The organism is Serratia sp. N21D137 (assembly GCF_047530005.1).
Taxonomy (GTDB): Bacteria; Pseudomonadota; Gammaproteobacteria; order Enterobacterales; family Enterobacteriaceae; genus Chania; species Chania fonticola_B.
In genome coordinates, this window is sequence record NZ_JBLJAJ010000010.1 from 73501 (window position 1) to 97576 (window position 24076).

A 24076-nucleotide genomic window follows, 5' to 3' on the forward strand; every position below is an offset into this window, starting at 1 on the left:
ACAATCAGTTAAGATGTTGAAAAAAGGCGCTTTTACCTCATTCGGTAAGCGCCTTTTTCTTTTATCATACCGGCCTGTCAGAAACGCCAGGTGGCCGACAGGTTACCTGCTACCGAGTCATAGCCAGAACGGAACAGATCGCTCTCTACCCCCAAGCCCAGCTCCACATCCCTATTGATTTGGTAACGAACCCCGGCTTTCACCCCCATGGAGTCACGCCCAGTCACCTGATTCTTGTTGCTGAAGCTTGCCGCCCGATAGTTGGCGAAAGAGGCTTCTTGCGACACATCGCCATCCAACAACTCATGATCCCAGGTAAGTTGCAGATCGGCAGCAATAGCCGCGCCCGAAGAGAGCGGAAGATCCCAACTGCTGTTGACCCCAATGCTGGAGCGCAGAGAATCAAAAGTGCTCGAACCTAGCGCCAGGCGGCTACTGTCATTGCCCGTTTCCGTCACGCTTGGGCGATGCAGGGTTGTGTAATTCAGTGCGGCCACAGGGCCAGCGCTCCATTGGTCATTCAACGCCCAACGATAACCGCCACCAGCAGCAACAGAACCCGCCAGGCCGGTCCAACTGGCATGTTGGCTCGCTTGATAACTCTCGACGCTGATGCTGCGATCCAAACGGCTATCTTCAATGCCAAACCGGCCATTGCCGAATAAATACATCCCCGCTTGCCGATCGGCGGCATAACGAGCCTGGATACCCAGATCGAAAGCCGTGGTTTTACCGCTGGCGTTCTCCGGTGATTTGACCGTTACCGATTGTCCACTGACCGCACCATGGAAGCCATAAACCCAGTCGCTATTCTGTTCGCTGCGCTTGTCTGCACCAAAGACTATGCCGTAGCTGCTGGCATCATAGCCAACCTGACTACCCTGGCGCTGCTGCCAGAAACCGCCACCAAAGGGTATGGCAAAACTATGCCATTCGCCTGCAACCTGCTGCTCTGGCGTGGTGGGATGAGATCCGCTGACAATCCGCGTAATCTGCTGTTCACGATTGAGAGAGCTGGCGAACATCGCACTGTACGCAGCAGGAGAGAGCTGCGGCAAAGCGCTGCTGATACTCCCACCGTCGGCGGCAGAAAAGTCCAGCGTACGGTACAGCGGCTGGATGTCTGCACCCGCGCCCGAAACGATATGGTCCAACGCCTGGCCGACCTGCCGAGCATTGTTGTCCTGCGCATACTGACTGTAGGCGTTGTCAGCGCGCAGCATCGCAAGTTGCCAACGATCCTCACCCTGCGGCGTTGCCTGCAAGGTCAGCGTAGGCGAACTGAGTAAGCCGTTCACCGTACGGAATTCTCCGCTATGCGAGGTGGCTTTCAGCATCTCGCCCGAATCCAGCCGCCAGTCTGTTGCATACCAGTCTGGCTGCGGTGCGAACGTCAGTTGACCATTAAATTCAGCATGGCCATTTACCTGCAAGGTATCGTGTCCACCACGGCCATCGACCTCTAACAGCAACTGCCCATTCTCGCCCTGTTGATAGAGACCCGTGACCTCGATTTGCCCTAGCGAATTACCTGGCGCGAGGATACCGTCATTCACAAAGCGGCCCGCCGGGTTCAAGGTATAATCGCTGTTGCCAGCCAGCGTGGAGCCTGGTGCGATAGACATGCTGTAAATCTGGTGGTGGCCATTAAGCGAAGTTATCCCCCCGCGAGTGCTCAGCGCCAGATTGTCGATACCTTCAATATTTCCCCGATAGTTGAACCGGAAACTGGGGTCTGCCTGATCGGTGGCCTGCCCTTGCAAATTGGCCAGGCGCCCAAAGGTAAACTGGGTCAGGCGCTGCTGGCCATGATCATCCAACTGGTTATAATCCGAGTAGATATTCCCTTCCAACTGGGCACCATTTAACAGATTGATATGGTTGACCAACGCGTTTTGCGAGATATACATCGCCGCACCTTTAGCGGCAACCCGGCCGCTAATATCCGCATTATTGACCAGCGCCCCCTGTAGCTCTGGCAATAATGTTGCAGCCTCCCCGCCAACATAATGTATCCAGGAGCCCCGGTAATCCACATCGTTGCCCAGCAGGTTGTTGCCAAAATCAAAACTGAGGGCAACGCCATTAGCGCCTAGCGCTTGAACATCGCCTCGCTGAATTAGATTATGGTTCTTACCATAAGCAAACATCACGCCGCGGCCATTCATCCCGTCGGCGTAGACGCGAGTGCCAGGCTCAACGTTCAGCGTGTTGTTTTGCCCATCGATACGAATACCTGCCCCACCGGCGCCCTGCGTTAACAGATCCGCTTGCTGGGAGATGTGATTGTTACTGCCGTAAACATGTAAGCCAACGCCCAATGTCGCGGTATTATACTTCCCCGTGATGTAGCCATCGCCCTGCTTGTTACGTAAAAAGTAACCGTGTCGATTAACCAGCGTCTGCCCATCACCGTAGAGCGAAAAGCCGAAGAAATTACGCCGATCGATCTGATAATCCATGTCCTGCAATAACGCCAACTCGGCTTCCATAAACGTGGTGTAGTTGCGGTAATTCTGATGGCTCATCATGCTGTTTTTCAGCTCAATGTGGCTCATATAGTTATCGTCAACCGAGCCATCGTCAGCCAACATTCTCACCGGAATACCAGACATGGCCCCCGCCAGCACTTCATCCACGTGTTTACCTGCGAAATACCCCTTATCAAGGCGCACATCAAAACCTTGCGGATCCCAGGCGTTATTGCACCCTTCACAAAGTATGACCTGACCGGGGCGTGCCGGATTTCCATTGTCATCGCGCAGATGTGCAGTCCAGGAACCGAAAGGCATATCGGTGTCAAAAGCTGGGGTAAATGTCCCTTCCCCAGCCCAATCGGTGGCCATATTAGAAATACCCAGCCCATGAGCCAGTTCATGAACGGCAACGCTGACCAGATCCGTTTTTCCGGAGCGAGGTAATTGCGCAGGGACATAGGGAATATGGTCAAAATCCATTTTTCCCATGATAAATTGGCCATGAGAACCGAAGGTTAACTCGCCGGTATCAATACCGTTCAAAGCCCCCTGCAATTGGGTAATGGTGATTACACCATCGGTGACCGATTCGCTGGAGCCTGCAGCGTTCACCTCATCAAAAGTACCTACGTTGATGATGGCAGGCAATTGATCGGGTCTGGGGGTAATGACTTCAGCCCAATACCGCATGGCATCCAGTATTTTTGCTTTCTGCTGGTAATTCAGATCCCAGGTGGACTCAATTGGCTGTGGATAGTCCGGCATAAAAGGGCCATCACCCACATCAAAGAAACGTACCTGGAAGACGGCAACATTATTCGTGTTATAAACCAGGTAACTGTCTGCGGCGTAGCTAGGGTGACTGGCGAAAAAACTGGTTAACGCCGCGGTGATCAAAAGCTTTTTCAAATTAACCATCCTTGTGTACAAATGAAAGGAAATATTTCCTTCCAGTATAGAAGGACATACCTCGTTTAAACAAAGAATCAACATAACTAACAAGAAATACCCAAATAGCCCCCGGATAACCCTTTGTGGACGTATCACCCCCCCACTCTCACGCCCACGTTTTGTGTGGTATAATCGTGAGTACGAGAGCCCCCTTCGCTGGCGAGCAGCCGTCCTTCCGAAGTCTGATAGCAGTGCGAACCGCCCTTCGAATGTAAAGGTTTAGTCAACGGCTAAACGATCGTCATGACTGGGTGTCAGAGTATGGTATCGCTATTGAGTCGCTTCTTTATGCGCTACAGGTTTCTACCCCATTTCGCATACAGAGTTGATATGAAGCGTCCACAAACTTTTAAACGTGCATTACTGCACCCTCGCTACTGGCTTACCTGGTTTGGTCTGGCGGTACTGTTCCTGCTGGTTCAACTACCCTATCCCCTGCTGCACAAGCTCGGTGGCTGGATGGGCCGCACCTCTATGCACTTCCTGAAACGCCGCGTGTCGATCACCCGCCGCAATCTTGAACTGTGCTTCCCGGAGATGGACGAAGCACAGCGCGAACGTCAAATTATCGGTAATTTCGAATCCCTCGGCATGGGCCTGCTGGAAACCGGCATGGCCTGGTTCTGGTCAGATAAACGCGTGAAACGCTGGTTCAACGTGAGCGGCATCAACCACCTGAAACAAGCCCAGCAAAATGGCCGTGGTGTGCTGGTGATTGGCGTGCATTTCATGTCGCTGGAGTTGGGCGGCCGGGCGATGGGCCTGTGTCAGCCGATGATGGCCATGTATCGCCCACACAACAACAAGGCGATGGAATGGGCACAGACCAAAGGCCGCATGCGCTCGAACAAAGCCATGCTGGATCGCAAGGATTTGCGCGGCATGGTGCAAGCCCTGAAGCGCGGCGAAGCCGTATGGTTCGCTCCCGATCAGGATTACGGCCCACGTGGCAGCGTGTTTGCCCCGCTGTTTGCCGTCGATCAGGCCGCCACCACCAGCGGGACCTTTATGCTGGCCCGCATGGCCAAACCGGCGCTGGTACCGGTCGTACTAATCCGCCGCCCGAAAGGCTGTGGCTACGATCTGCTGATCCAACCGGCGTTAGAAGACTACCCAATCGACGATGAAGTGGCCGCCGCCGCCTACATGAATAAAGTGGTAGAAAAAGAGATCATGCGCGCTCCAGAGCAATATCTGTGGCTGCATCGCCGCTTCAAAACGCGCCCTACGGGTTCGCCTTCACTGTATTAAACTCGCTTTCAGGGGTGCCACTTCTGGTACCCCATCCCCCTCGCGCATTTTGTGCTCTCTTTTGAAAAATTCACAGACCCGTTTTTAACTCTGCTGTAACATCCTTTTTTACCCGCTCAGGAAAAGAAATGATGAAAACGCAGGTTCGTCTTGCTCTGATTGGTGATTACCGCAGCGAAGCCGTTGCCCACCAGGCCATCCCCGTCGCTCTCCAACTTACCGCCTCACACCTCGATATTGATATCCAATCCCAGTGGCTCCCCACAGAATCTTTGACCGATGTCTCTGTCCTGCAGGATTATGATGCTATCTGGGTGGTCCCTGGCAGCCCCTATCGCAACGATGGCGGCGTCTTTATGACGATCCGCCATGCTCGCGAGCAGAACATCCCCTTTCTAGGGTCTTGCGGTGGGTTTCAATATGCGGTGGTGGAATATGCACGCAATGTGATGGGTTGGCACGATGCTGGCCACGCGGAGACCGATAGCGGGGGCCGCTTGGTGATCGCACCGCTGAGCTGTTCACTGGTTGAGAAAACCGGCACCATCCTGTTTCAGCCAAACACGCTGATCGCCCGCGCCTATGGCAAGCTGGAGACTCACGAAGGCTATCACTGTAACTTTGGTGTTAACCCTGAATTTGTGGCGGATTTGGAGCAACACCCACTGATCATTAGTGGGCATGACATTGAAGGCGATGTGCGCTCGGTGGAACTGCCAGGGCACCGTTTTTATGCCGCTACCCTATTCCAGTCAGAACGTGCAGCGTTACGTGGGGATCTTTCCCCACTGATTGTGGCCCTGATCCAGGCCGCTCGATAAGCCTTGCCGGGGGCTAACCCAGCCCCTTGATTACCACATTAACCGGCCAATCAAGGGTGCCCCGATCACCGTGATAATCCCCGCCAACATCATTACCAGGCTAGACACCACCCCTTCCTGCTGGCCTATCTCATAGGCTCTGGCGGTACCGGCACCGTGGGAAGAAGCACCAAACCCCGCCCCTTTCGCCAGACCGCTGCGCACCGACAGGCGCAGGAACAGAATATCGCCTACCGCCATGCCAAACACGCCGGTAATCACCACAAACAGTGCCACCAAATCGGGTTGCCCCCCCATCTGCTTCGCCGCTTCCAGCGCGAACGGCGTAGTGATAGAACGCACCGCCAGGCTGCGCTGCACTTCATCCGGTAACGTCAACCAACGGGCCAGCCACACCGAGCTGTAAACGGCTACCACCACTGCGGTAAGCACCCCGGCGCTGAGAGAAAGCCAATGGCGGCGGATAATATGCAGGTTTTCATATACCGGCACGGCAAAAGCGATGGTTGCTGGGCCAAGCAGCCACAGCAGCCAGTGCGTTTCACCGATATAGCTCTGATACGAGATATGCGTCACCACCAGCAATAGCACCAATACCATCGGCGTTAGCACCAATGGCATCAACAGCAGGCTACGGCGACGGCGATAGAGCCGTTTATTGGCAAAGTAGAGTACCAATGTCACCACCAGGCAGGTGATACTGAGGATCACGTCATTCATTACGCATTTTCCGCCGTTGCAGCCAGATCTCGAAGCGATAAACGCGATCCACCACCAACCCGGTCGCTCCCAGCGTCAGCATGGTGCTGATGGCAATCACCAGAAAAATCTTCCAGCCTTCCACCATCAACAGTTGGGCATAGTTCACCACCGCCACCACCGCTGGCACAAAAAACAGCAGCATTTCGGCCAGTAACCAACGCGATCCCGCTTTTACCCAGTTGAGCGGCAAAATGCGCAGCAGGATCAGCGCCAACATCATCAACATCCCCACGATATTGGCGGGCAAAGGCAGATGAAACAGTTGCACCAGCCGATCGGCAAGCAAGAATAACAAGGCATATAGCACTACCTGGATCGGCACCTGTAAGCGAGTCAGCAAAGCAGGCGCAGCACGGCGTAACGCCAGAGACATGAAAGCAACCTCAGAAAAAATCAAGGCTTACAGTATACGCAGCCGGGAAACCCTGCCTGAAATGAATTAAAATTATCAACATCATGCCGTAAGGGAATAGTTTCCCGGCGGCACCGCCTTCAGGAGAGCCCAAAGTGGATGTCCGCACCCTGCGTTATTTTGTGGAAGTGGTCCGCCAGCAAAGTTTCACCCGCGCGGCCGAGAAGCTGTTTGTTACCCAACCCACCATCAGCAAGATGTTGCGCCATCTGGAAGATGAGTTGGAGTGCACACTACTGGTACGCGAAGGGCGCAAGCTGCACCTCACCGACAGCGGGCAAGCGGTTTATCAGCGCGGCCTGGCGATCCTCGATGAGTTCCGCCAGTTGGAGGCCGAGCTGGAGGACATCAGCTCGGTGAAAAAGGGGGTGCTGCGGCTGGGTATTCCACCGATGGTCGGCAGGCAGATCGCCGGTTTGATCCGTCAGTTCCGCCAGACCTATCCGGGGATCGAACTGAAGATCTCCGAACTGGGCGGCCTTTCGGTCGAACAGGCGGTGTTAACCGGAGAATTGGATCTGGCGATGACGATACTGCCCGCAGTCTCTGACCAGCCGTTGACCTTTTTGCCCCTGCTAAGCCACCCGATGTGCGTAGTTGTGCCAAAGACGGCACACTGGCTCAACCGCACCAGCATCGCGATCAATGAGCTGGCCGAGTGGCCAATCCTGATTTATAACGAAGACTTCACGCTGTATAAAATGCTGATGGCAGCCTTTCAGCAGGCGGGCTTCGAACCCAAGATTGCCGTACGCAGCGGCCAGTGGGATTTTCTGGCAGCGATGGTGCAGGCCGGAGTGGGAATTGCCACCTTACCGGAGCCAGTCTGCCAATGGCTGGATAAAGAAAACCTGATCTGGCTGCCGCTGGAGCCACGTATGGAGTGGCAAGTGGGGCTGATCTGGCGCCAGGGCAGCTATCTTTCCCACAGCGCCCAGGCCTGGATTGCCTGCTGCCGGGAGTACTGGCCTCAGCCTTGATAGTCTTCTGTTTCCCCTCACCCCAACCCTCTCCCAAAGGGCGAGGGAGCCGATTCAGAGCGCCTATCAAGTAGCGTGATCAATCTGTGGCCCGTAAAGTCCCTCTCATTGCATAACGGTAGCAAATTCACGTCATAATCCCCTGCTATACTTCGGCTAATGCTCACCCAAAATCACAAAAAAACCGCTGATTTACTCTTCCGGCCAACGAAAGAGACAGCATGCCCCTTTATTCAGCCGGATGGAAAAGATATGCAGCGGAAATCCCTCCAGAGTATCGCGCCTGGCCTGATGAACCTGCTCGCTTACGATCGTAGCTGGTTGAAACCTGATATCCGCGCTGGCCTCTCGGTGGCAGCAGTGGCATTACCGGTGGCGATTGCCTACGCCGAGCTGGCTGGCGTGAGCGCCATCGTCGGGCTTTACTCCTGTATTCTACCGATGATCGCCTACGCCATTTTTGGCTCATCGCGTCAGCTGATCGTCGGGCCTGATGCAGCCACCTGCGCGGTCATCGCCGCAGTAGTCACTCCTCTAGCGGCTGGCCATACCGAGCTGCACTGGCAATTGACCATCGTAATGACCCTGATGATGGGAACCTGGTGCCTGATTGCCAGCCGCTTCAAGCTGGGAGCCATTGCAGACCTGCTGTCACGCCCGATCCTCAATGGATTGCTCAACGGCGTGGCGCTTACGATTATCGTCAATCAGATCAGCAAGATATTCGGGTTTGCCTCGTCCTCCAGCGAGCTGATTGAACGTATTTACGCACTGCCGGTTAACTTACTCAACAGCCATTGGCCCACGGTGCTTATGTCACTGCTGACGCTGCTGATCCTGCTTGGCGTCCACTACACCCGGCCTAACTGGCCTGCACCGCTGTTCGCCGTAGTGCTGACAACGGCGTTGACCTGGGCGGCTAATTTGCCGCATTTTGGCATTGAAACGGTTGGGGGCTATACCGGTGGCGGTTTGCCCATGGTGTCATGGCCTGATTTTAAACCCGGGCTGCTGCGCGATCTGGTGATCCCGGCGCTCAACCTTGCCGTAGTCAGCTTTGTCAGCATGATGCTGACCACCAGGAGCTTTGCGGCAAAGAATGGCTACGAGGTTGACGCCGACAGCGAGTTTCGCGCACTGGGGCTGGTGAATATCGTCTCCGGGCTTTCGCAGGGGTTTGCCATCAGCGGTGCCAACTCTCGTACCGCCGTTAATGATGCCAACGGCGGAAAAAGTCAGTTGGTCTCGGTGATTGCCGCGCTGGCGATCGCTTTGGTAGTGGCATTTTTTAGCGAGCCGCTGCAGTTTATCCCCATCCCGGTGCTCGGCGTGGTGCTGATTTACGCCTCTTGGTCACTGCTGGATATGCGCAGCATTTTCCGGTTGCGCAAACGCAACCGCCCCGCGTTCTATCTGGCGCTGTTTACTTTCTTGAGCGTGCTGCTGGTAGGGATCATTCCCGGCATTGGGCTGGCGGTGCTGCTGGGTCTGTTGCAGTTTCTACAGACGGTTTTCCGGCCAACCGAACAGCTACTGGGGGTCAATGCAGACGGTATGATCCATTCGCTGGGTAAGAGCAACGGCGTCCAGCCTGTCGATGGCGTCATTATGTACCGCTTTAATTCGCCGTTGACCTATTTTAACGTTGCCTACTTCAAGCGGCGGATCACCACTCTGGTAAATGGAGCTCCGGGCCATCCACGTTGGGTGGTTATTGACGCGGTGGCCAGCTTCACCCATGCGGATATTAGCGTGTTAGCCGCTATCGAGGAATTGAAGCGGGATTTGCAACTACGGGGGATCGGCCTGGTGCTCGCAGGCCGCCGTACCGAGCTGACACGCTGGTTTCGCCTGGATCGCTCCGGCAGCAAGGAGAATAAACTGATCCTGGTTCCCGACCTGTATCTGGCGTTGAAGCTGATCCAAAGCAAGGAGAGTAAAGCGCAAGGGGATCGAGATGCCGAAGCCTTGGCTGAATAAGATAGGGGCCGCATAGCGGCCCCCGTAAAGATGTGGTTAGCCTTCTCGCTCAACCAGTAAGGCTTCCAGCAGATCGAGATCGTGCAGCAGTTTTTGCAGCGTCTCGTTGCTGATTTTTTGCGTAGCGCGTAGGTGATAAAGCTCACCACGCTCCGCCCGCAAGGCGGTCAAACGGAAACGCCGCTCGAGATTTTCCAACGCCAGCGCATTTTCGATATCGTCTTTACTGGCAATACGCCGCCGCAACATTCCGGTCACCCTGGAACTGACCTCTTTGAGCACCTGCGGATCGAGGTTTTCCTCGGTGTCGGCCACCAGCCGCTCTTCCATCTTGTTGATGCTCTCAATCGCCACCTCGGCAGCCATGGCAATCGCCATGCGCTCTTCGGTCTTGCTGGCGCTCTTGTCTGCGACATGCACCCCGCGCAGCAATAACGGCAACGCCAGTACGCCAACGATCAGTGACAGCAAGATCACCCCGGCGGCGATAAACACCAGCTGATAGCGCGCCGGGAAGGCGGTGCCATCGCTAAGTAACAGCGGGATAGAGAGCACACCAGCCAGCGTAATCGCCCCACGCACGCCAGCGAAAGAAGCAACCCACAGCTCACGTATGCTGTAATCGCCAAACTGTAGAGGGCGCTTTTTCATAAAGCGATTACTGGCCTTTTTCATTACCCACAGCCAGCTGAAACGCAGCACCAGCAGCGCGGCGTAGATAATCGCCACGTCGGTGAACAGATACCAGGTCTCGATAGTCGGATCCAGTTCAGCCTGCACAATCGAGGTTTCCAAGATCCCCGGCAGTTGCAGCCCCAACATGATGAACACCATGCCGTTGAACACGAACTCCAGCATCGCCCAGACGCTGTTAGCGCGCAAACGCATGGCCAGCGGTGCGTTACGGATCACGCCAGACTGGCTGATGGTCATCCCCGCCGCGACGGCAGCCAGGATGCCGGACACGCCGATATGTTCGGCAATCAAATAGGAGGCAAAGGGTAACAGCAACAGCAGCACAATCTGCGTGGCCGGATCGTCTCCGCTCCAACGGCTCATCACGCGCAGCGATTTACTGTAGGTCCACGTCACCGCCACACCGGCCAGCAGGCCACCGATTGCCACCTTCAGGAACTCCATAGTGGCGCCACCGACGGTAAACACCATGGTCCCCATTGCCACCGCGATGGCAAATTTTAACGATACCAGGCCAGAAGCGTCATTCATCAACGCCTCACCTTCCAGCACACTCATGATACTTCTTGGGATACGCCCTTTACCGACGATACCGCCCAGAGCCACGGCATCGGTAGGAGACAATACTGCCGCCAGCGCAAACGCGGCGACCAGCGGGATCCCTGGTACCATCAGGTAAATGAGATAACCCACGCCGACAACGGTGATCAACACCAACACCAGGGCCAACCCCAGGATTTCACGCCCGTGGTGCAAGAATTCACGGGTAGGCGTTTTCCATCCGTCGGCAAACAGCAACGGTGGAATAAACAGCACTAAAAACAGTTCGGGGTCAAAATCAACGTGCAACCCGAAATGCGGCCAGGCCAGCAAGGCCCCAATGGCAATTTGCATCAAGGGTAACGGGATCTGGAACGGCAACATGCGTGTTACCACCCCAGACAGGGAGACCACCAGGATCAAAATGAGGATTGTAAAAAATATTTCCATGCTTTCCTTAGACTCTTAAGTTCAGATCACCAAAGCGCGCGGGTAACAGTGTCCGAATAGTAGATCACTTTTTTTCTCAGTTATAAAGCTTGTTGTGCCTTTCAAAACACGTCGCAGAAAAGGGGAAGAATAGTCTTAAGGAAATGAACGACGGGGCCGGAGGATGGCCCCGTAGAAGAAAGGCTTAAATTGCCCAACCACCCGCATAGAATGCCACCAGCGCCACCGCGATTAACACGGTACCGATATTCAGCCTACGCCATTCACCAGAGAACACGCGGCCAATCACCAGCGAGCTGAAGCCCAGCATGATGCCCGTCACAATGTTACAGGTCAGCACGATAAACACCGCGCACAACAAACCGGCCATGGCGTCGACAAAGTCGTCGAAATCCAGCTTGGTGACGTTGCTCAACATCAGCAGGCCAACGTACATCAGCGCAGGAGCGGTGGCGTACACTGGCACCAGATAGGACAGCGGCGACAGAAACAGGATCAGCAGGAATAACAGCCCAACCACGGTGGCCGTCAGGCCGGTTTTACCGCCCGCCGCCGTACCTGCGGCAGATTCGATATAAACCGCGGCAGGTGCAGCCCCAACCAGCCCGGAGAAAATGCTGCTCAGGGAATCAGAGGTCAGCGCTTTGCCACCGTTAATGATCTGGCCATCTTTATCCAGCAGATTGGCCTGCCCGGCGACCGCACGGATGGTGCCAGTGGCGTCAAACACCGCAGTCATTACCAATGCCAACACGCTTGGCAACACCACCGGCTGTAACGCCCCCATGATATCCAGGCTGAAGATCAGCGATTTGCCATCCGGCCCCGCCAGGCTAGGCATGGCGAACAACCCTTGGTATTTCACCGCCGGGTCGAAAATCAGGCCGATAACCGAAATGGCAATAATGACCAGCAAGATACCGCCAGGTACACGCAGTTTTTCCAGGCCGAAGATCACCGCCAAGCCGATTAACGTCATCACCACCGGAAACGAGGTAAATGCTCCCAGCGCTACAGGCAAACCATCCAGCGGATTTTTCACCACCAGGCCGACACCGTTAGCCGCGATCAACAGCAGGAACAGGCCGATACCAATGCCGGTACCGTGCGCTACTCCCATTGGCAGGTTACGCAGGATCCAGGAACGGATACCGGTAATCGAGATAATGGTAAACAGGATCCCCATCAGGAATACCGCGCCCAGCGCCACGGGAATGCTGATCTGCTGACCCAGCACCAGACTAAAGGCGGTGAACGCCGTCAGTGAAATGGCACAACCAATCGCCATCGGCAGGTTGGCCCACAAGCCCATCAGCAACGACCCCAAACCGGCAACCAGGCAGGTGGCAACGAATACCGCAGTCGGTGGGAAACCGGCTTTACCCAGCATGCTGGGAACCACGATCACCGAGTAGACCATCGCCAGGAAGGTGGTTAGCCCTGCCACCACTTCCTGACGCACGTTGGTACCCCGTGCTGTAAGTTTAAAGTACGCATCAAGCCCGCCTTTGGGTGTCACGGCGTTATTTGCTTGAGAATTCGACATGTTGCTGTCCCCTGTTTTTCATTGCTGCCAGCCTGGATGAAGTGGCTTGTTATCCCACTGATGCATGGTCATTACGAAACCGTTTCCGTCACGTTCGCTTCCTTACCCTTCAGGAACGCGGCAACAGACGCCGTGTAAAAGGCAAACGTTTAACTCTCATCGCATGCAGCGGGTGATTTATGGTGGTCTTACTCCCAAAAATCCCAAACGCTACTGGGCGGGATTTTCAAGGCAAACGATTATCTAGCCTTCTATGCCGTCTGATCAACTAAAGATCGCGACAATTTATGCGAAAACGTATTGCGGACGCGCATTGTTGAAGATGTCAGGTTTATCGACTTACGGCTTGAAGAGGGGAGATCGCCCCGACAGTTTGGGGCGGAAAGATGATTACGACTGCATCGCCTGCTCATCCATATACATCAACTCCCAGATATGACCGTCCAAATCCTGGAAGCCATGGCCATACATAGTGCCGTAATCCTATGGCTGATTATAGGTATTGCCACCGGCGGCAATGGCTTTGCGTACCAACGCGTCTACCGCAGCACGGCTGGGTTGCGACAGGCAAATCAGCACTTCCGTCGCTTTGTTGGCATCGCTGACGGGATTGGGGGTAAACAGTTGGAATTTCTCGTGAGTCAGCAACATCACGTAAATACTCTCACTCACGACCATGCAGGCGGCAGTGTCATGGGTAAACTGCGGGTTGAAGATAAACCCCAGTTGGCGGAAGAACTCGATAGAAGCGGGCAAATTGCTGACGGGCAGGTTAACAAAAATTTGCGTAGCCATGGGCTACCTCCTATGAAAGTGACCCTATCGAGTATAGTTCAAGCCTTCACCCCAGCACGCTAAACGGCCCCCCCTGTTCCAGAGCCCGTTGATATGCAGGACGCGCGTGAATGCGTTGCAGATAGTCTTGCAGTTTCGGGCACCCCTCCAGCCCGCCTCGTCCAGCTAGCGCCTCCACCGGGAAACTCATCTGGATATCCGCAGCGCTGAATTCATTGCCCACAAACCAGGTGCTTTTATTCAGGTGTTGCTCCAGATAATCGCGATGCGTGACAATCTGCTTATCCAGATACTCTCTCTGTACCCCTTTACCGATCGCCCCGGCAATCGGGCGTATCACCCATGGGATCGGCGGGTGTCCTAAACGGCTAAACACCAGTTTCATTACCAGCAGCGGCATCAACGACCCTTCTGCATAGTGCAGCCAATAGCGATACTCCTGGCGAGCGTGAAAATCCGTGGGCGTGAATAACCCTTGTGCGTCATAGGCTTCCTGCAGGTATTCAATAATGGCGCCCGACTCGGCCAGTGTCAGATCGCCGTCTACCACTACCGGCGATTTGCCCAACGGGTGGATCTTTTTCAATTCGGGCTGTGCCAGCATGGTGGTTTTATCGCGTTGATAACGCAGAACCTGATAGGGAACACCGAGCTCCTCCAGAAACCATAAAATGCGCTGCGAACGCGAGTTGTTCAGATGATGCACGATAATCATGATTTTTCTCCCTCAGCGGCCTGGAACCGTTGCCACACCAATTCGCCAATTTGCACGCTGTTGTCCAGTTGCAACGGCACGGTGCGTAATGTGAGTGTCTCGCCAATGAAACTGTAGAAGCGGATCTGCTGGCTACCCAGCCAGTTGGGGAACGAACAACCCCCGACCCGATGAATGACGCACTGTTTATCTTCATCAATCCGATAGTGGCCAACTGCCAATAAACTGATTCGTTGTCATCACATTCGCTCCCTTGACGCCCAGGTTAAAAGGTAGTTGTGATTTCAACTATCACCAACCCTACGTATAATTCAATTTATTTGATGTAGATACTCAAAACTCTCCGATTTTCCATTACCGCCAAGTGGCCTATCATTCAACACATCGAGAGAAAACGGCCTCTCACCTAACAAAACCCCTGAGGATTGAATTATGAAAAGCATCAAAATTTTTGCTACCGCTGTACTGTTAACTTCCGCTTCTTTCGCCAGCATTGCCGCTGACCAGGTCACCAGCCAGCCAACTGCCGACTCACAGAAAATCGGTGTGGTTTCCGTAAGCGGTGCCAGCAACCTGAGCGCTCTGGAAGCCGAACTGGCAAGCAAAGCGGCCGCATCCGGTGCCAACTCTTACCGTATCGTTTCCGCCGGTGGCCAGAACAAGCTTTACGGCACAGCAGAAATTTTTAACTAATCGTCAGATTATGAGCCCCGCAAGGGGCTTTTCGCGTTTTAACCGGTAATACAAACCGGAACAACCAGACTACTCTATAATGTAACCCATCCCCGCCAGCCAACCGGCACATGGCCCATTTTGGCAATCCCCTGCCTGCGTTTTCCCAGATACTGCAGTTGCTATTTATAACCATTACAACTTTTGGAGAGATATCATGTCGGTAACCCAACTTCTGTCTGGCCGAGTAGCTTTTGTCCAAGGTGGTTCACGCGGTATCGGTGCCGCCATCGTTAAACGCCTGGCACGTGAAGGCGCTACCGTCGCATTCACCTACGTTTCCTCCCCCGATAAAGCCGATGAGGTGGTTGAAGCCATTACGGCGGCTGGCGGTCAAGCCATTGCCATCCGTGCAGACAGTGCCGACGCAGAGGCTCTGCAACAGGCTATACGCCAGACGGTAAACAGCTTCGGCAAGCTGGATATTCTGGTGAATAACGCGGGCGTGCTGGCAATGGGTAACCTGGAGGAATTGTCGTTAGCAGATCTGGATCGCACGCTGGCCGTTAACGTCCGCAGCGTATTTGTTGCCAGCCAGGAGGCCGCCCGCCATATGAATGATAATGGTCGCATTATCAATATCGGCAGCACCAACGCCGAGCGTATGCCGTTTGCCGGTGGAGCGATCTACGCCATGAGCAAGTCGGCGCTGGTCGGCTTAACCAAGGGCATGGCTCGCGATCTGGGTTCACGCGGTATTACCGTCAATAACGTCCAGCCCGGCCCGGTAGATACCGATATGAACCCGGCAGATGGCGATTTTGCCGAACAGTTGAAACCGATGATGGCCGTTGGCCGTTATGGTAAGGATGAAGAGATTGCCAGCTTTGTGGCTTATCTGGCGGGGCCGGAGGCGGGATATATCACCGGTGCCAGCCTGGCGATTGACGGTGGCTTCTCAGCGTAATGCCCTCTAAAGCAAAAAAGCCCCAAAAAGGGGCTTTTCGTTTTGAACCTGAGGACAATCAGAACGGAATATCGTCGTCAAAGTCCATTGGTGGTTCGTTGCTGGCCGCTGGTGCGCTGTTTTGCGCTGGGCGAGCCTGCTGCTGTTGACCACCGCTGAACTGGTTGCCACCCTGTGGCTGCTGAGGTTGACCCCAACCGCCCTGCTGGCCACCCGCTGGAGCGCCGCCGCCTGCTGGAGCACCACCACCTTGGCGGCCGCCCAACATCTGCATGGTGCCACCCACGTTGACCACGATTTCGGTGGTGTATTTTTCTACGCCCGCCTGATCGGTCCATTTACGGGTCTGCAATGCACCCTCGATGTAAACCTGGGAACCTTTACGCAGGTATTCACCCGCCACTTCTGCCAGCTTGCCGAACAACACCACGCGGTGCCATTCCGTTTTTTCTTTCTGCTCGCCAGTAGCCTTGTCACGCCAGCTCTCGGAGGTCGCCAGGGTAATGTTGGCAACTGCGCCGCCATTAGGCATGTAACGGACCTCAGGGTCTTGACCCAGATTCCCGACCAAAATTACTTTGTTTACGCCTCTGCTGGCCATGTTCGATCTCCCGATGAGTCATTTAAGTGGATTCAGACCACATTTTGGATAGTCTAAACCACAAATTGTAGCATGCCACCTGCTTAGATTATACCTGCGAAGTGCCTTCCAAAAATGTCCCGGCGATCGACCTTGTTGCATTCGTATACTGGATATTCATTCAGGTTTTTTTGTGCCATAATTATGCGTTTCGTACTGGCCGAGCCGTTTTTTTGCGCAATAGATCACATAATCGCCCACAAAAGAACGCAGACAGGCGCGGTGTATCATCAAGACGGGAAGTGTAAATGGACAATATCGAAGTTCGTGGTGCTCGAACCCACAATCTCAAAAACATCAACCTGATTATCCCGCGCGACAAGCTGATCGTCGTCACCGGTTTATCAGGTTCAGGCAAGTCCTCACTGGCTTTTGATACCCTGTATGCCGAGGGGCAGCGGCGCTACGTTGAGTCGCTCTCTGCCTACGCTCGCCAGTTTCTTTCGCTGATGGAAAAACCGGACGTCGACCACATTGAAGGTCTATCCCCGGCGATCTCCATCGAGCAGAAATCGACCTCGCATAACCCGCGCTCCACGGTCGGGACCATCACCGAGATCCACGATTACCTGCGCCTGCTGTTTGCCCGCGTCGGCGAACCGCGTTGTCCGGATCACCACGTTCCGCTGGCGGCACAAACCGTCAGCCAGATGGTGGATAACGTGCTCAACCAGCCGGAAGGCAAACGCCTGATGCTGTTGGCACCGGTGGTGAAAGATCGTAAGGGTGAACACACCAAGACGCTGGAAAACCTGGCAACCCAGGGCTATATCCGCGCGCGTATCGACGGTGAAGTGTGCGATCTCTCCGATCCGCCAAAGCTGGAACTGCAAAAGAAACACACCATTGAAGTAGTGGTGGACCGTTTCAAAGTGCGTGACGATCTGGCACAGCGTTTGGCCGAATCGTTTGAAACCGCATTGGAACTGTCCGGCGGTACCGCCGTCGTCGCCGATATGGATGACGAAAAGGCCGATGAACTGCTGTTCTCCGCCAACTTTGCCTGCCCCATCTGCGGCTACAGCATGCGCGAGCTGGAACCCCGGCTGTTCTCGTTCAACAACCCGGCCGGCGCCTGCCCTACCTGTGACGGACTGGGCGTGCAGCAGTTCTTCGATCCTGAGCGTGTGGTTCAGAACCCCGAGCTTTCTCTGGCCGGTGGCGCTATCCGCGGTTGGGACCGCCGTAATTTCTATTATTTCCAGATGCTGCGCTCGCTGGCGGAGCACTATAGCTTTGATGTGGAAGCCCCGTTCAGCAGCCTGGATGCCAACGTGCAGAAAGCGGTACTGAGCGGTTCGGGCAAAGAGTCGATCGAATTCAAATACATCAACGATCGCGGTGACACCACCGTGCGCCGCCATCCGTTTGAAGGCGTGCTGCATAATATGGAGCGCCGCTACAAAGAAACCGAATCCAGCGCGGTGCGTGAAGAGCTGGCCAAATTTATCAGCAACCGTCCTTGCGCCTCGTGCCGTGGCACCCGCCTGCGTGAAGAAGCCCGTAACGTGTTCGTGGAAGATACTACGCTGCCGGAGATCTCTGAGCTCAGCATCGGCCATGCCATGACCTTCTTCCAGAATATGAAGCTGAGCGGTCAACGTGCCCAGATCGCCGAGAAGGTGTTGAAAGAGATCGGCGATCGTCTGAAGTTCCTGGTTAACGTCGGGCTGAACTACCTTTCACTGTCACGCTCTGCGGAAACGCTGTCCGGCGGTGAAGCCCAGCGTATTCGCCTGGCAAGCCAGATCGGTGCTGGTCTGGTAGGCGTGATGTACGTGCTGGATGAGCCATCCATTGGCCTGCACCAGCGCGATAACGAACGCTTGCTGGAAACCCTGATCCACCTGCGTAACCTGGGTAACACGGTGATCGTGGTAGAACACGATGAAGACGCAATCCGCGCAGCCGACCACGTGATCGATATCGGCCCTGGTGCTGGTGTTCACGGCGGCCAGGTGGTAGCGGAAGGCACCGTCGATGACATCATGGCCCAACCGGATTCACTGACCGGTCAGTTCCTTAGCGGCAAGCGCTCAATCGCCATTCCGGCCGAACGCGTGCCCGCGGATCCGACCAAAGTGCTGAAACTCAGCGGCGCACGCGGCAACAACCTGAAAGACGTGACGCTTACGCTGCCTGTCGGGCTGTTTACCTGCATTACCGGCGTTTCCGGTTCCGGCAAGTCAACGCTGATCAACGATACACTGTTCCCGATCGCCCAACGCCAGCTCAACGGTGCAACCATTGCCGAAGCGGCTCCTTACCGCGAAGTGACCGGCCTGGAACATTTCGACAAGGTGATCGATATCGATCAGAGCCCAATTGGCCGTACGCCACGCTCTAACCCGGCCACCTATACCGGGATCTTCACCCCGGTGCGCGAGCTGTTTGCCGGGGTACCTGAATCCCGTACCCGTGGCTACACGCCGGGCCGTTTCAGCTTTAACGTCAAGGGCGGCCGCTGCGAAGCCTGCCAGGGCGACGGCGTGATCAAGGTAGAGATGCACTTCCTGCCGGATATCTACGTGCCTTGCGATCAGTGCAAAGGCAAACGCTATAACCGCGAAACGTTGGAAGTGAAGTACAAGGGTAAAAACATCCACGAAGTGCTGGAGATGACCATTGAGGAAGCCCGTGATTTCTTCGATGCCGTGCCCGCCTTGGCGCGTAAGCTGCAAACGTTGATGGAGGTTGGGCTTTCCTATATCCGCCTCGGGCAGTCGGCCACCACCCTTTCCGGTGGTGAAGCGCAGCGTGTGAAACTGGCGCGTGAGCTGTCGAAGCGGGGTACTGGTCAGACGCTGTATATCCTCGATGAGCCTACTACCGGCCTACACTTCGCCGATATCCAGCAGTTGCTGGCGGTACTGCATCAGTTACGCGATCAGGGTAATACCATCGTGGTGATTGAACACAACCTGGACGTCATCAAGACGGCGGACTGGATCGTCGATCTGGGGCCGGAAGGCGGCAGCGGCGGCGGTGAGATCCTGGTGTCCGGCACGCCGGAAACCGTGGCCAACTGTAAAGAGTCTCATACCGCGCGGTTCCTGAAACCGATGTTGCAGAGATAACACCGTGGCCAACATGCCGAACACCAAGCTCGGCATGTTGGCCGTTATTACGGCGCAACCTAGGGACAGCAATAAGTTTCCACCTTAGAATGGCAGGAGCGGATTTGGGGTTTTAACTATCACACGGATATGTAAGTGCCGCGCAGTGGTGAAATAACTCTCACCACCCAAATTCAGCATTATTTATCTGCAGCTAAAATATACTCATATCGGCAAGGCTACCTTCCCCATGACTCCACCTGCTTCAGTTCAAATTCGGCCTCAGCTAATTTTCTCTGTCGCTTAGCAATTTTGCTCGGTTTGCCTTTGAGCTGTGCTTCATATAGCTCTTGTTTTCTTTTCTCTACCTTACGTTGCTTCTTGGCAATTTCATACTGGCGATCGAATTCGAACGGCTGAGTGGCAGGTGCATAATCGTATCTATTATAACGGCCTTTGTAACCACCGTGGCAGTAGGTCTGCACATTGGCCAAGGCCCGATTCAGCCCCTCAACACGATGGACATTGCCATAACGCGTCGCGTACTCGAGCTGCTCTCGCAGTTTTTGTTCTTTTATTGCACAATTTGGCGCCGCCAATGATAATGAGGAATAAACGAGCAGTGGCAGTACGAGAAATATTGAATGATGCAGTTTCATAATTAAATTTCCTTTTAGTAGGTTCCCCTACGGATCCCTTATCCTTATTTGCCTTTAAGCAGATTGATATAGACGCATTAATAACACAGTCATAATTTAAATTCCAATGAGAACTATCTTAATTAACAGTTCCGTGTATTTAAAATAAATTATCACCCTATTTTTATCAAAATTTAAATATGCGCCAATTAATAGAAAATAATCTAATTAGTGGAATTAAACCAAAAAAAACCTTGCCAATCCTGTTTCTCAGAACTAAATAACGCAGTAAACGATATTGGCCTACAAAATAAAATTTCCCCATAGGTATCGGGGGCGTCGTCCTCTGGCCTGTCGCCACTCTTGAGCCAACAGGCCTGGCCACCTATAAATTCAAATGCGCAGCTCTTGGCGCACCTGATCGGGCAACCCTTCCAGCACCAAACGATATGAGCTGTCGATCAAATGATAAAACTGCGAATTGGGCAAGTTGCCGTCCAGAAATACCGCGTTCCAATGGGCTTTATTCAAATGTTCGCAGGGGACGATTTCCGGATGCTGCTCACGTAGGCTTTCTGCCAGCTCCGGGCTGCTTTTGATCGCCAACGCTGGGCGACCCTGCACTTCACACACCATAGCGAACATGACATCACCCACCTTGATCTGGCTGGCCTGCCATTGGTTTTGATCGCTTTGGTGTGCGCCAGGTTTCGCCATGCAGTATTCCAGCAGTGCTGAGTTATTCATTGGGTTATTTCCCGAAAGACACAATGCGGCGCGAACCACTGTGAGTATGCTGTTACCAGCCAGATACCCTGCCAGTCAGATAGAGAACCGCGCCTGGTCGCTGAAAGCAAGGCTTGATGGCGCTTGCGAAAAGTCTTAGCGCTCTCAGACAGTATATTCTTTATCCAGTTGGCGGCAACCGCCAACACGCAGAAACAATAAGGGGCGATATCGCTATCGCCCCTAAAATCACTGCATTCAGGTCGTTACTGCACCGCGGCAAAGGCCTCGGCCACTTGACGAACGTTATTGTGGTTCAGGCCCGCCACACACATACGACCGCTGTGGATCAGATAGACACCGAACTCTTCACGCAGCCGGTCAACCTGAGCCGCGCTGAAGCCGGTGTAGCTGAACATGCCGCGCTGCTCGAGCAGGTAATCGAAGTTACGCTGTGGCAACGCGCCCTTGAGCGTTTCGACCAGCGCTTTACGCATCTCCAGAATACGGTTGCGCATGGACTCCACTTCGGCCAACCATTGCGCTTTCAACTGCGCATCGTTCAGCACTTTTGCCACCACCTGAGCACCGAAGTTCGGTGGGCTGGAGTAGTTACGGCGCACGGTCGCTTTCAGCTGCCCCAGCACACGCTCGGCGGCTTCGCTGCTTTCACACACCACAGAAAGCCCACCCACGCGCTCACCGTACAGTGAGAAGATTTTCGAGAATGAGTTGCTCACCAGGCACGGCAAACCGGCAGCCGCAATGGCGCGAATGGCGTAGGCATCCTGATCCATTCCGCCGCCAAAGCCTTGATAGGCGATGTCGAGGAACGGGATCAGTTCACGTTCGGCGATCACTTTAACCACCTGATCCCACTGGGCATTGGTGAGATCGGAACCGGTCGGGTTATGACAGCAAGGATGCAGCAGGGCAATGCTCTTGGGCGGCAGCTGTTGCAGCGTGCTCAGCATGGCATCAAATTTCACCCCCAGTTTTTCACCGTCGAAATAGGGGTAAGTATTCACTTTGAAACCGGCGCCACCAAAGATGGCCACGTGGTTTTCCCAAGTCGGATCGCTGACCCAAACCTGAGAGTCCGGGAAATAGCTTTTCAGGAAGTCAGCCCCCACTTTCAACGCACCAGAACCGCCCACGGTTTGAACGGTGGCAATGCGCCCTTGTTGCAGCATGGGGTGTTCAGCACCAAATAACAGTTGCTGGATTGCGCTACGGTAAGGCTGTAGGCCTTCCATCGGCAGGTAGACCGAGGCCCCCTGTTCAACGCTGTTAAGTTGGGCTTTAGCAGCGGCAACGGCCTTCATCTGTGGGATGATGCCTTGCTCATTGTAGTAAAGGCCAATACTCAGGTTCACCTTGTGCGCACGGGGATCTTTTTTGAATTTTTCCATCAGCGACAGGATCGGGTCACCTGCATAGGCTTCAACATTCTGGAACACGGGTTGGTTCTCCTGATTTTGGTTGTTCGGGCACAGTCCCTAATATAGCCACAAATCGGCGTTGGGTTTTAGCTTTATCTGGTCACCGGAAGCAAACCGTTTTCTTTGATCCGTTCCAGCACCACCGCCGTTTTGATATGCCCGACGCTTTTATGGCGGGAAAGCGTCTGGCTGATAAACTCACTTAACGCTGGCAGGTCTGCTACCGCCACTTTCAGCAGGTAGTCGGCATCGCCGGTAGTTTTATAAACGTCAACAATTGCGTCCACTTCTGCCAGCATCTGATGGAAACTGTCGATCTGCTCTTGGGTATGGGTCAGCAGGCTTACCTCTATCAGCCTCACCAGTCCTAATCCCATCGCCTCCGGTGCCAACCTGGCGTGATACCCTTTGATCAACTGGGCCTGCTCCAGGCTGATACGGCGGCGCGAGCATTGCGAGGCCGAAAGCCCGACCAGTTCGCTCAGTTCCTGATTGGTCAGACGGCCATTGGCCTGTAACAGCGTCAGGATTTTCATATCAAAATCGTCAATGTTGTACATAGCCACCTGTAAAATGTGTTAATAAATATTGACGCTACAGACTAGCAGCTTTTTTAGCCTTGCAACCATCGGTGCTGGCGGGTTGTGAGAGACATAGCAGCAAAGCCAGCTTCCTTGCTCAGAAATGGCATAAAAAACGGCCAAATTACGCAAACCAACAACAATTAACGGCAAAACCGCGCATAAAACCACAAATGTATTTGTCGACATGAAAAGGAAATTTGATGAAAAAACTATTGCCTCTCGCCTTGCTGGTCGCCACCGGGAGCACCAACGCACAATCCAATCTGGACAAGGTATTGCAGCAAAAAACGCTGACGGTCTGTACCACCGGCGATTACAAGCCCTACACCTTCCTGAAAGAGGATGGCAGCTACGAAGGCATTGATATCGCTATGGCCGAGTCGCTGGCCAACAGTCTGGGGGCCAAAGTGAAATGGGTAAAAACCACCTGGAAAACCCTGACGCCTGACTTCGTGGCCGGGAAATGTGATATCGCCATGGGGGGGATCTCAGTGACGCTGGAACGCCAGAAGCAGGTGTTTTTTGCCGAGCGGCTTGATACCGACGGCAAGATCCCGCTGGTACGTTGTACCGACGTGAAAAAATACCGCACCATTGAGCAGATTAACAAACCTGCGGTGCGGCTGATCGAGCCTGCCGGTGGCACTAACGAAGCCTTTGTCCGTGCTCATCTGCCCAAGGCCAACCTGACGCTGTCCCACGATAATATGGGCATTTTCCAGCAGTTGGTGGATCGCAAGGCCGACGTGATGATCACCGATGCCTCCGAAGCCCTGTACCAGCAGAAACGTTATCCCAAGCTGTGTGCGGTGAACCCGGATAAGCCGATGCAGTACGGTGAGAAGGCCTATATGTTGCCGCGTGATGATATGAGTTGGAAGCTGTATGTCGATCAGTGGCTGCACTTGAGCAAGGCCAGCGGGGAGTATCAGAAGATTATCGGCCAGTGGCTGGCAGTGAAGAAGTAAAGCTCCT

The 24076-nt window shown here is 54.3% G+C and carries 20 protein-coding genes and 1 pseudogene; 8 read left to right on the forward strand and 13 right to left on the reverse strand.

All coding sequences use genetic code 11. The annotated features are described in order from the left end of the window. Positions 1–77: 77 nt before the first annotated feature. A complete protein-coding gene (locus ACMV5H_RS10515; RefSeq protein ID WP_414821799.1) occupies positions 78–3395 on the reverse strand; it encodes an autotransporter domain-containing protein in 3318 nt (1105 codons plus the stop codon). Between the two features lie 363 nt (positions 3396–3758). On the opposite strand from ACMV5H_RS10515, the gene lpxP reads away from it, so the two are divergent. After that, positions 3759–4679 (forward strand): kdo(2)-lipid IV(A) palmitoleoyltransferase, encoded by a 921-nt coding sequence (gene lpxP, locus ACMV5H_RS10520; RefSeq protein ID WP_223500461.1) that lies wholly within the window; start codon positions 3759–3761, stop codon positions 4677–4679. A 131-nt stretch (positions 4680–4810) separates the two neighbouring features. Beyond that, on the forward strand, positions 4811–5500 hold the full coding sequence (locus ACMV5H_RS10525) for a CTP synthase (protein WP_094981542.1): 690 nt from the start codon (positions 4811–4813) through the stop codon (positions 5498–5500). A gap of 30 nt (positions 5501–5530) precedes the next feature. On the opposite strand, the gene ACMV5H_RS10530 is transcribed toward ACMV5H_RS10525, so the two are convergent. Continuing rightward, positions 5531–6220: an LrgB family protein gene (locus ACMV5H_RS10530; protein WP_021180789.1), complete on the reverse strand. Its 690-nt coding sequence runs from the start codon at positions 6218–6220 to the stop codon at positions 5531–5533. Continuing rightward, positions 6213–6635 carry a CidA/LrgA family protein gene (locus tag ACMV5H_RS10535; RefSeq protein ID WP_059199016.1) on the reverse strand — a complete coding sequence of 141 codons (423 nt, stop codon included), beginning with the start codon at positions 6633–6635 and terminating at the stop codon, positions 6213–6215. The genes ACMV5H_RS10530 and ACMV5H_RS10535 overlap by 8 nt, the downstream gene beginning before the upstream one ends. A gap of 134 nt (positions 6636–6769) precedes the next feature. On the opposite strand from ACMV5H_RS10535, the gene ACMV5H_RS10540 reads away from it, so the two are divergent. Both ACMV5H_RS10540 and ACMV5H_RS10545 read left to right on the forward strand, forming a co-directional pair. Beyond that, positions 6770–7654 carry a LysR family transcriptional regulator gene (locus tag ACMV5H_RS10540; protein ID WP_094981540.1) on the forward strand — a complete coding sequence of 295 codons (885 nt, stop codon included), beginning with the start codon at positions 6770–6772 and terminating at the stop codon, positions 7652–7654. Between the two features lie 252 nt (positions 7655–7906). Further along, positions 7907–9634 (forward strand): SulP family inorganic anion transporter, encoded by a 1728-nt coding sequence (locus tag ACMV5H_RS10545; protein ID WP_223498546.1) that lies wholly within the window; start codon positions 7907–7909, stop codon positions 9632–9634. Positions 9635–9670: 36 nt separating this feature from the next. Here the strand turns inward: ACMV5H_RS10545 and ACMV5H_RS10550 are convergent, their stop codons facing one another. The 5 genes and pseudogenes from ACMV5H_RS10550 to ACMV5H_RS10570 form a co-directional block, all read right to left on the reverse strand. Continuing rightward, on the reverse strand, positions 9671–11320 hold the full coding sequence (locus ACMV5H_RS10550; protein WP_021180793.1) for a Na+/H+ antiporter: 1650 nt from the start codon (positions 11318–11320) through the stop codon (positions 9671–9673). Positions 11321–11504: 184 nt separating this feature from the next. After that, on the reverse strand, positions 11505–12866 hold the full coding sequence (locus ACMV5H_RS10555) for an NCS2 family permease (protein WP_039995975.1): 1362 nt from the start codon (positions 12864–12866) through the stop codon (positions 11505–11507). Positions 12867–13256: 390 nt separating this feature from the next. After that, positions 13257–13661, reverse strand: a pseudogene (locus ACMV5H_RS10560) (VOC family protein). 46 nt (positions 13662–13707) lie between these two features. Continuing rightward, positions 13708–14376 carry a glutathione S-transferase family protein gene (locus ACMV5H_RS10565; RefSeq protein WP_414821800.1) on the reverse strand — a complete coding sequence of 223 codons (669 nt, stop codon included), beginning with the start codon at positions 14374–14376 and terminating at the stop codon, positions 13708–13710. Next, positions 14373–14597: a lipocalin-like domain-containing protein gene (locus ACMV5H_RS10570; protein WP_414821801.1), complete on the reverse strand. Its 225-nt coding sequence runs from the start codon at positions 14595–14597 to the stop codon at positions 14373–14375. Before ACMV5H_RS10570 ends, ACMV5H_RS10565 begins: the two co-directional genes overlap by 4 nt. 211 nt (positions 14598–14808) lie before the next feature. Here ACMV5H_RS10570 and bhsA point away from each other — a divergent pair, with 211 nt between their 5' ends. Both bhsA and ACMV5H_RS10580 read left to right on the forward strand, forming a co-directional pair. Further along, positions 14809–15069, forward strand: coding sequence for a multiple stress resistance protein BhsA (gene bhsA / locus ACMV5H_RS10575; protein ID WP_021180798.1), 261 nt, complete (start codon positions 14809–14811; stop codon positions 15067–15069). Between the two features lie 196 nt (positions 15070–15265). Then, entirely contained in the window at positions 15266–16015 is a 750-nt protein-coding gene (locus ACMV5H_RS10580; RefSeq protein ID WP_059199020.1) for a 3-oxoacyl-ACP reductase family protein, read from the forward strand. A 58-nt stretch (positions 16016–16073) separates the two neighbouring features. Here ACMV5H_RS10580 and ssb1 read toward each other — a convergent pair whose 3' ends face one another. Next, positions 16074–16616 carry a single-stranded DNA-binding protein SSB1 gene (gene ssb1, locus ACMV5H_RS10585; RefSeq protein ID WP_024483970.1) on the reverse strand — a complete coding sequence of 181 codons (543 nt, stop codon included), beginning with the start codon at positions 16614–16616 and terminating at the stop codon, positions 16074–16076. A 287-nt stretch (positions 16617–16903) separates the two neighbouring features. On the opposite strand from ssb1, the gene uvrA reads away from it, so the two are divergent. Next, the gene (uvrA, locus tag ACMV5H_RS10590; RefSeq protein ID WP_024528000.1) at positions 16904–19732 is read left to right on the forward strand and encodes an excinuclease ABC subunit UvrA; all 2829 of its coding nucleotides are present in this window, start codon (positions 16904–16906) and stop codon (positions 19730–19732) included. A gap of 218 nt (positions 19733–19950) precedes the next feature. On the opposite strand, the gene ACMV5H_RS10595 is transcribed toward uvrA, so the two are convergent. The 4 genes from ACMV5H_RS10595 to ACMV5H_RS10610 all read right to left on the reverse strand — a co-directional run bounded on the left by ACMV5H_RS10595 (position 19951) and on the right by ACMV5H_RS10610 (position 23077). Next, positions 19951–20370, reverse strand: a complete 420-nt coding sequence (locus tag ACMV5H_RS10595; RefSeq protein WP_059199022.1) for a DUF1090 domain-containing protein — start codon at positions 20368–20370, stop codon at positions 19951–19953. Between the two features lie 372 nt (positions 20371–20742). Then, entirely contained in the window at positions 20743–21096 is a 354-nt protein-coding gene (locus ACMV5H_RS10600; RefSeq protein ID WP_021180803.1) for an MmcQ/YjbR family DNA-binding protein, read from the reverse strand. Between the two features lie 245 nt (positions 21097–21341). Next, positions 21342–22535, reverse strand: coding sequence for an amino acid aminotransferase (locus ACMV5H_RS10605; RefSeq protein WP_414821802.1), 1194 nt, complete (start codon positions 22533–22535; stop codon positions 21342–21344). A gap of 74 nt (positions 22536–22609) precedes the next feature. Next, positions 22610–23077, reverse strand: coding sequence for an Lrp/AsnC family transcriptional regulator (locus ACMV5H_RS10610; RefSeq protein ID WP_414821803.1), 468 nt, complete (start codon positions 23075–23077; stop codon positions 22610–22612). A 224-nt stretch (positions 23078–23301) separates the two neighbouring features. On the opposite strand from ACMV5H_RS10610, the gene ACMV5H_RS10615 reads away from it, so the two are divergent. Next, the gene (locus ACMV5H_RS10615; protein ID WP_414821804.1) at positions 23302–24069 is read left to right on the forward strand and encodes a transporter substrate-binding domain-containing protein; all 768 of its coding nucleotides are present in this window, start codon (positions 23302–23304) and stop codon (positions 24067–24069) included. Positions 24070–24076: the final 7 nt, after the last annotated feature.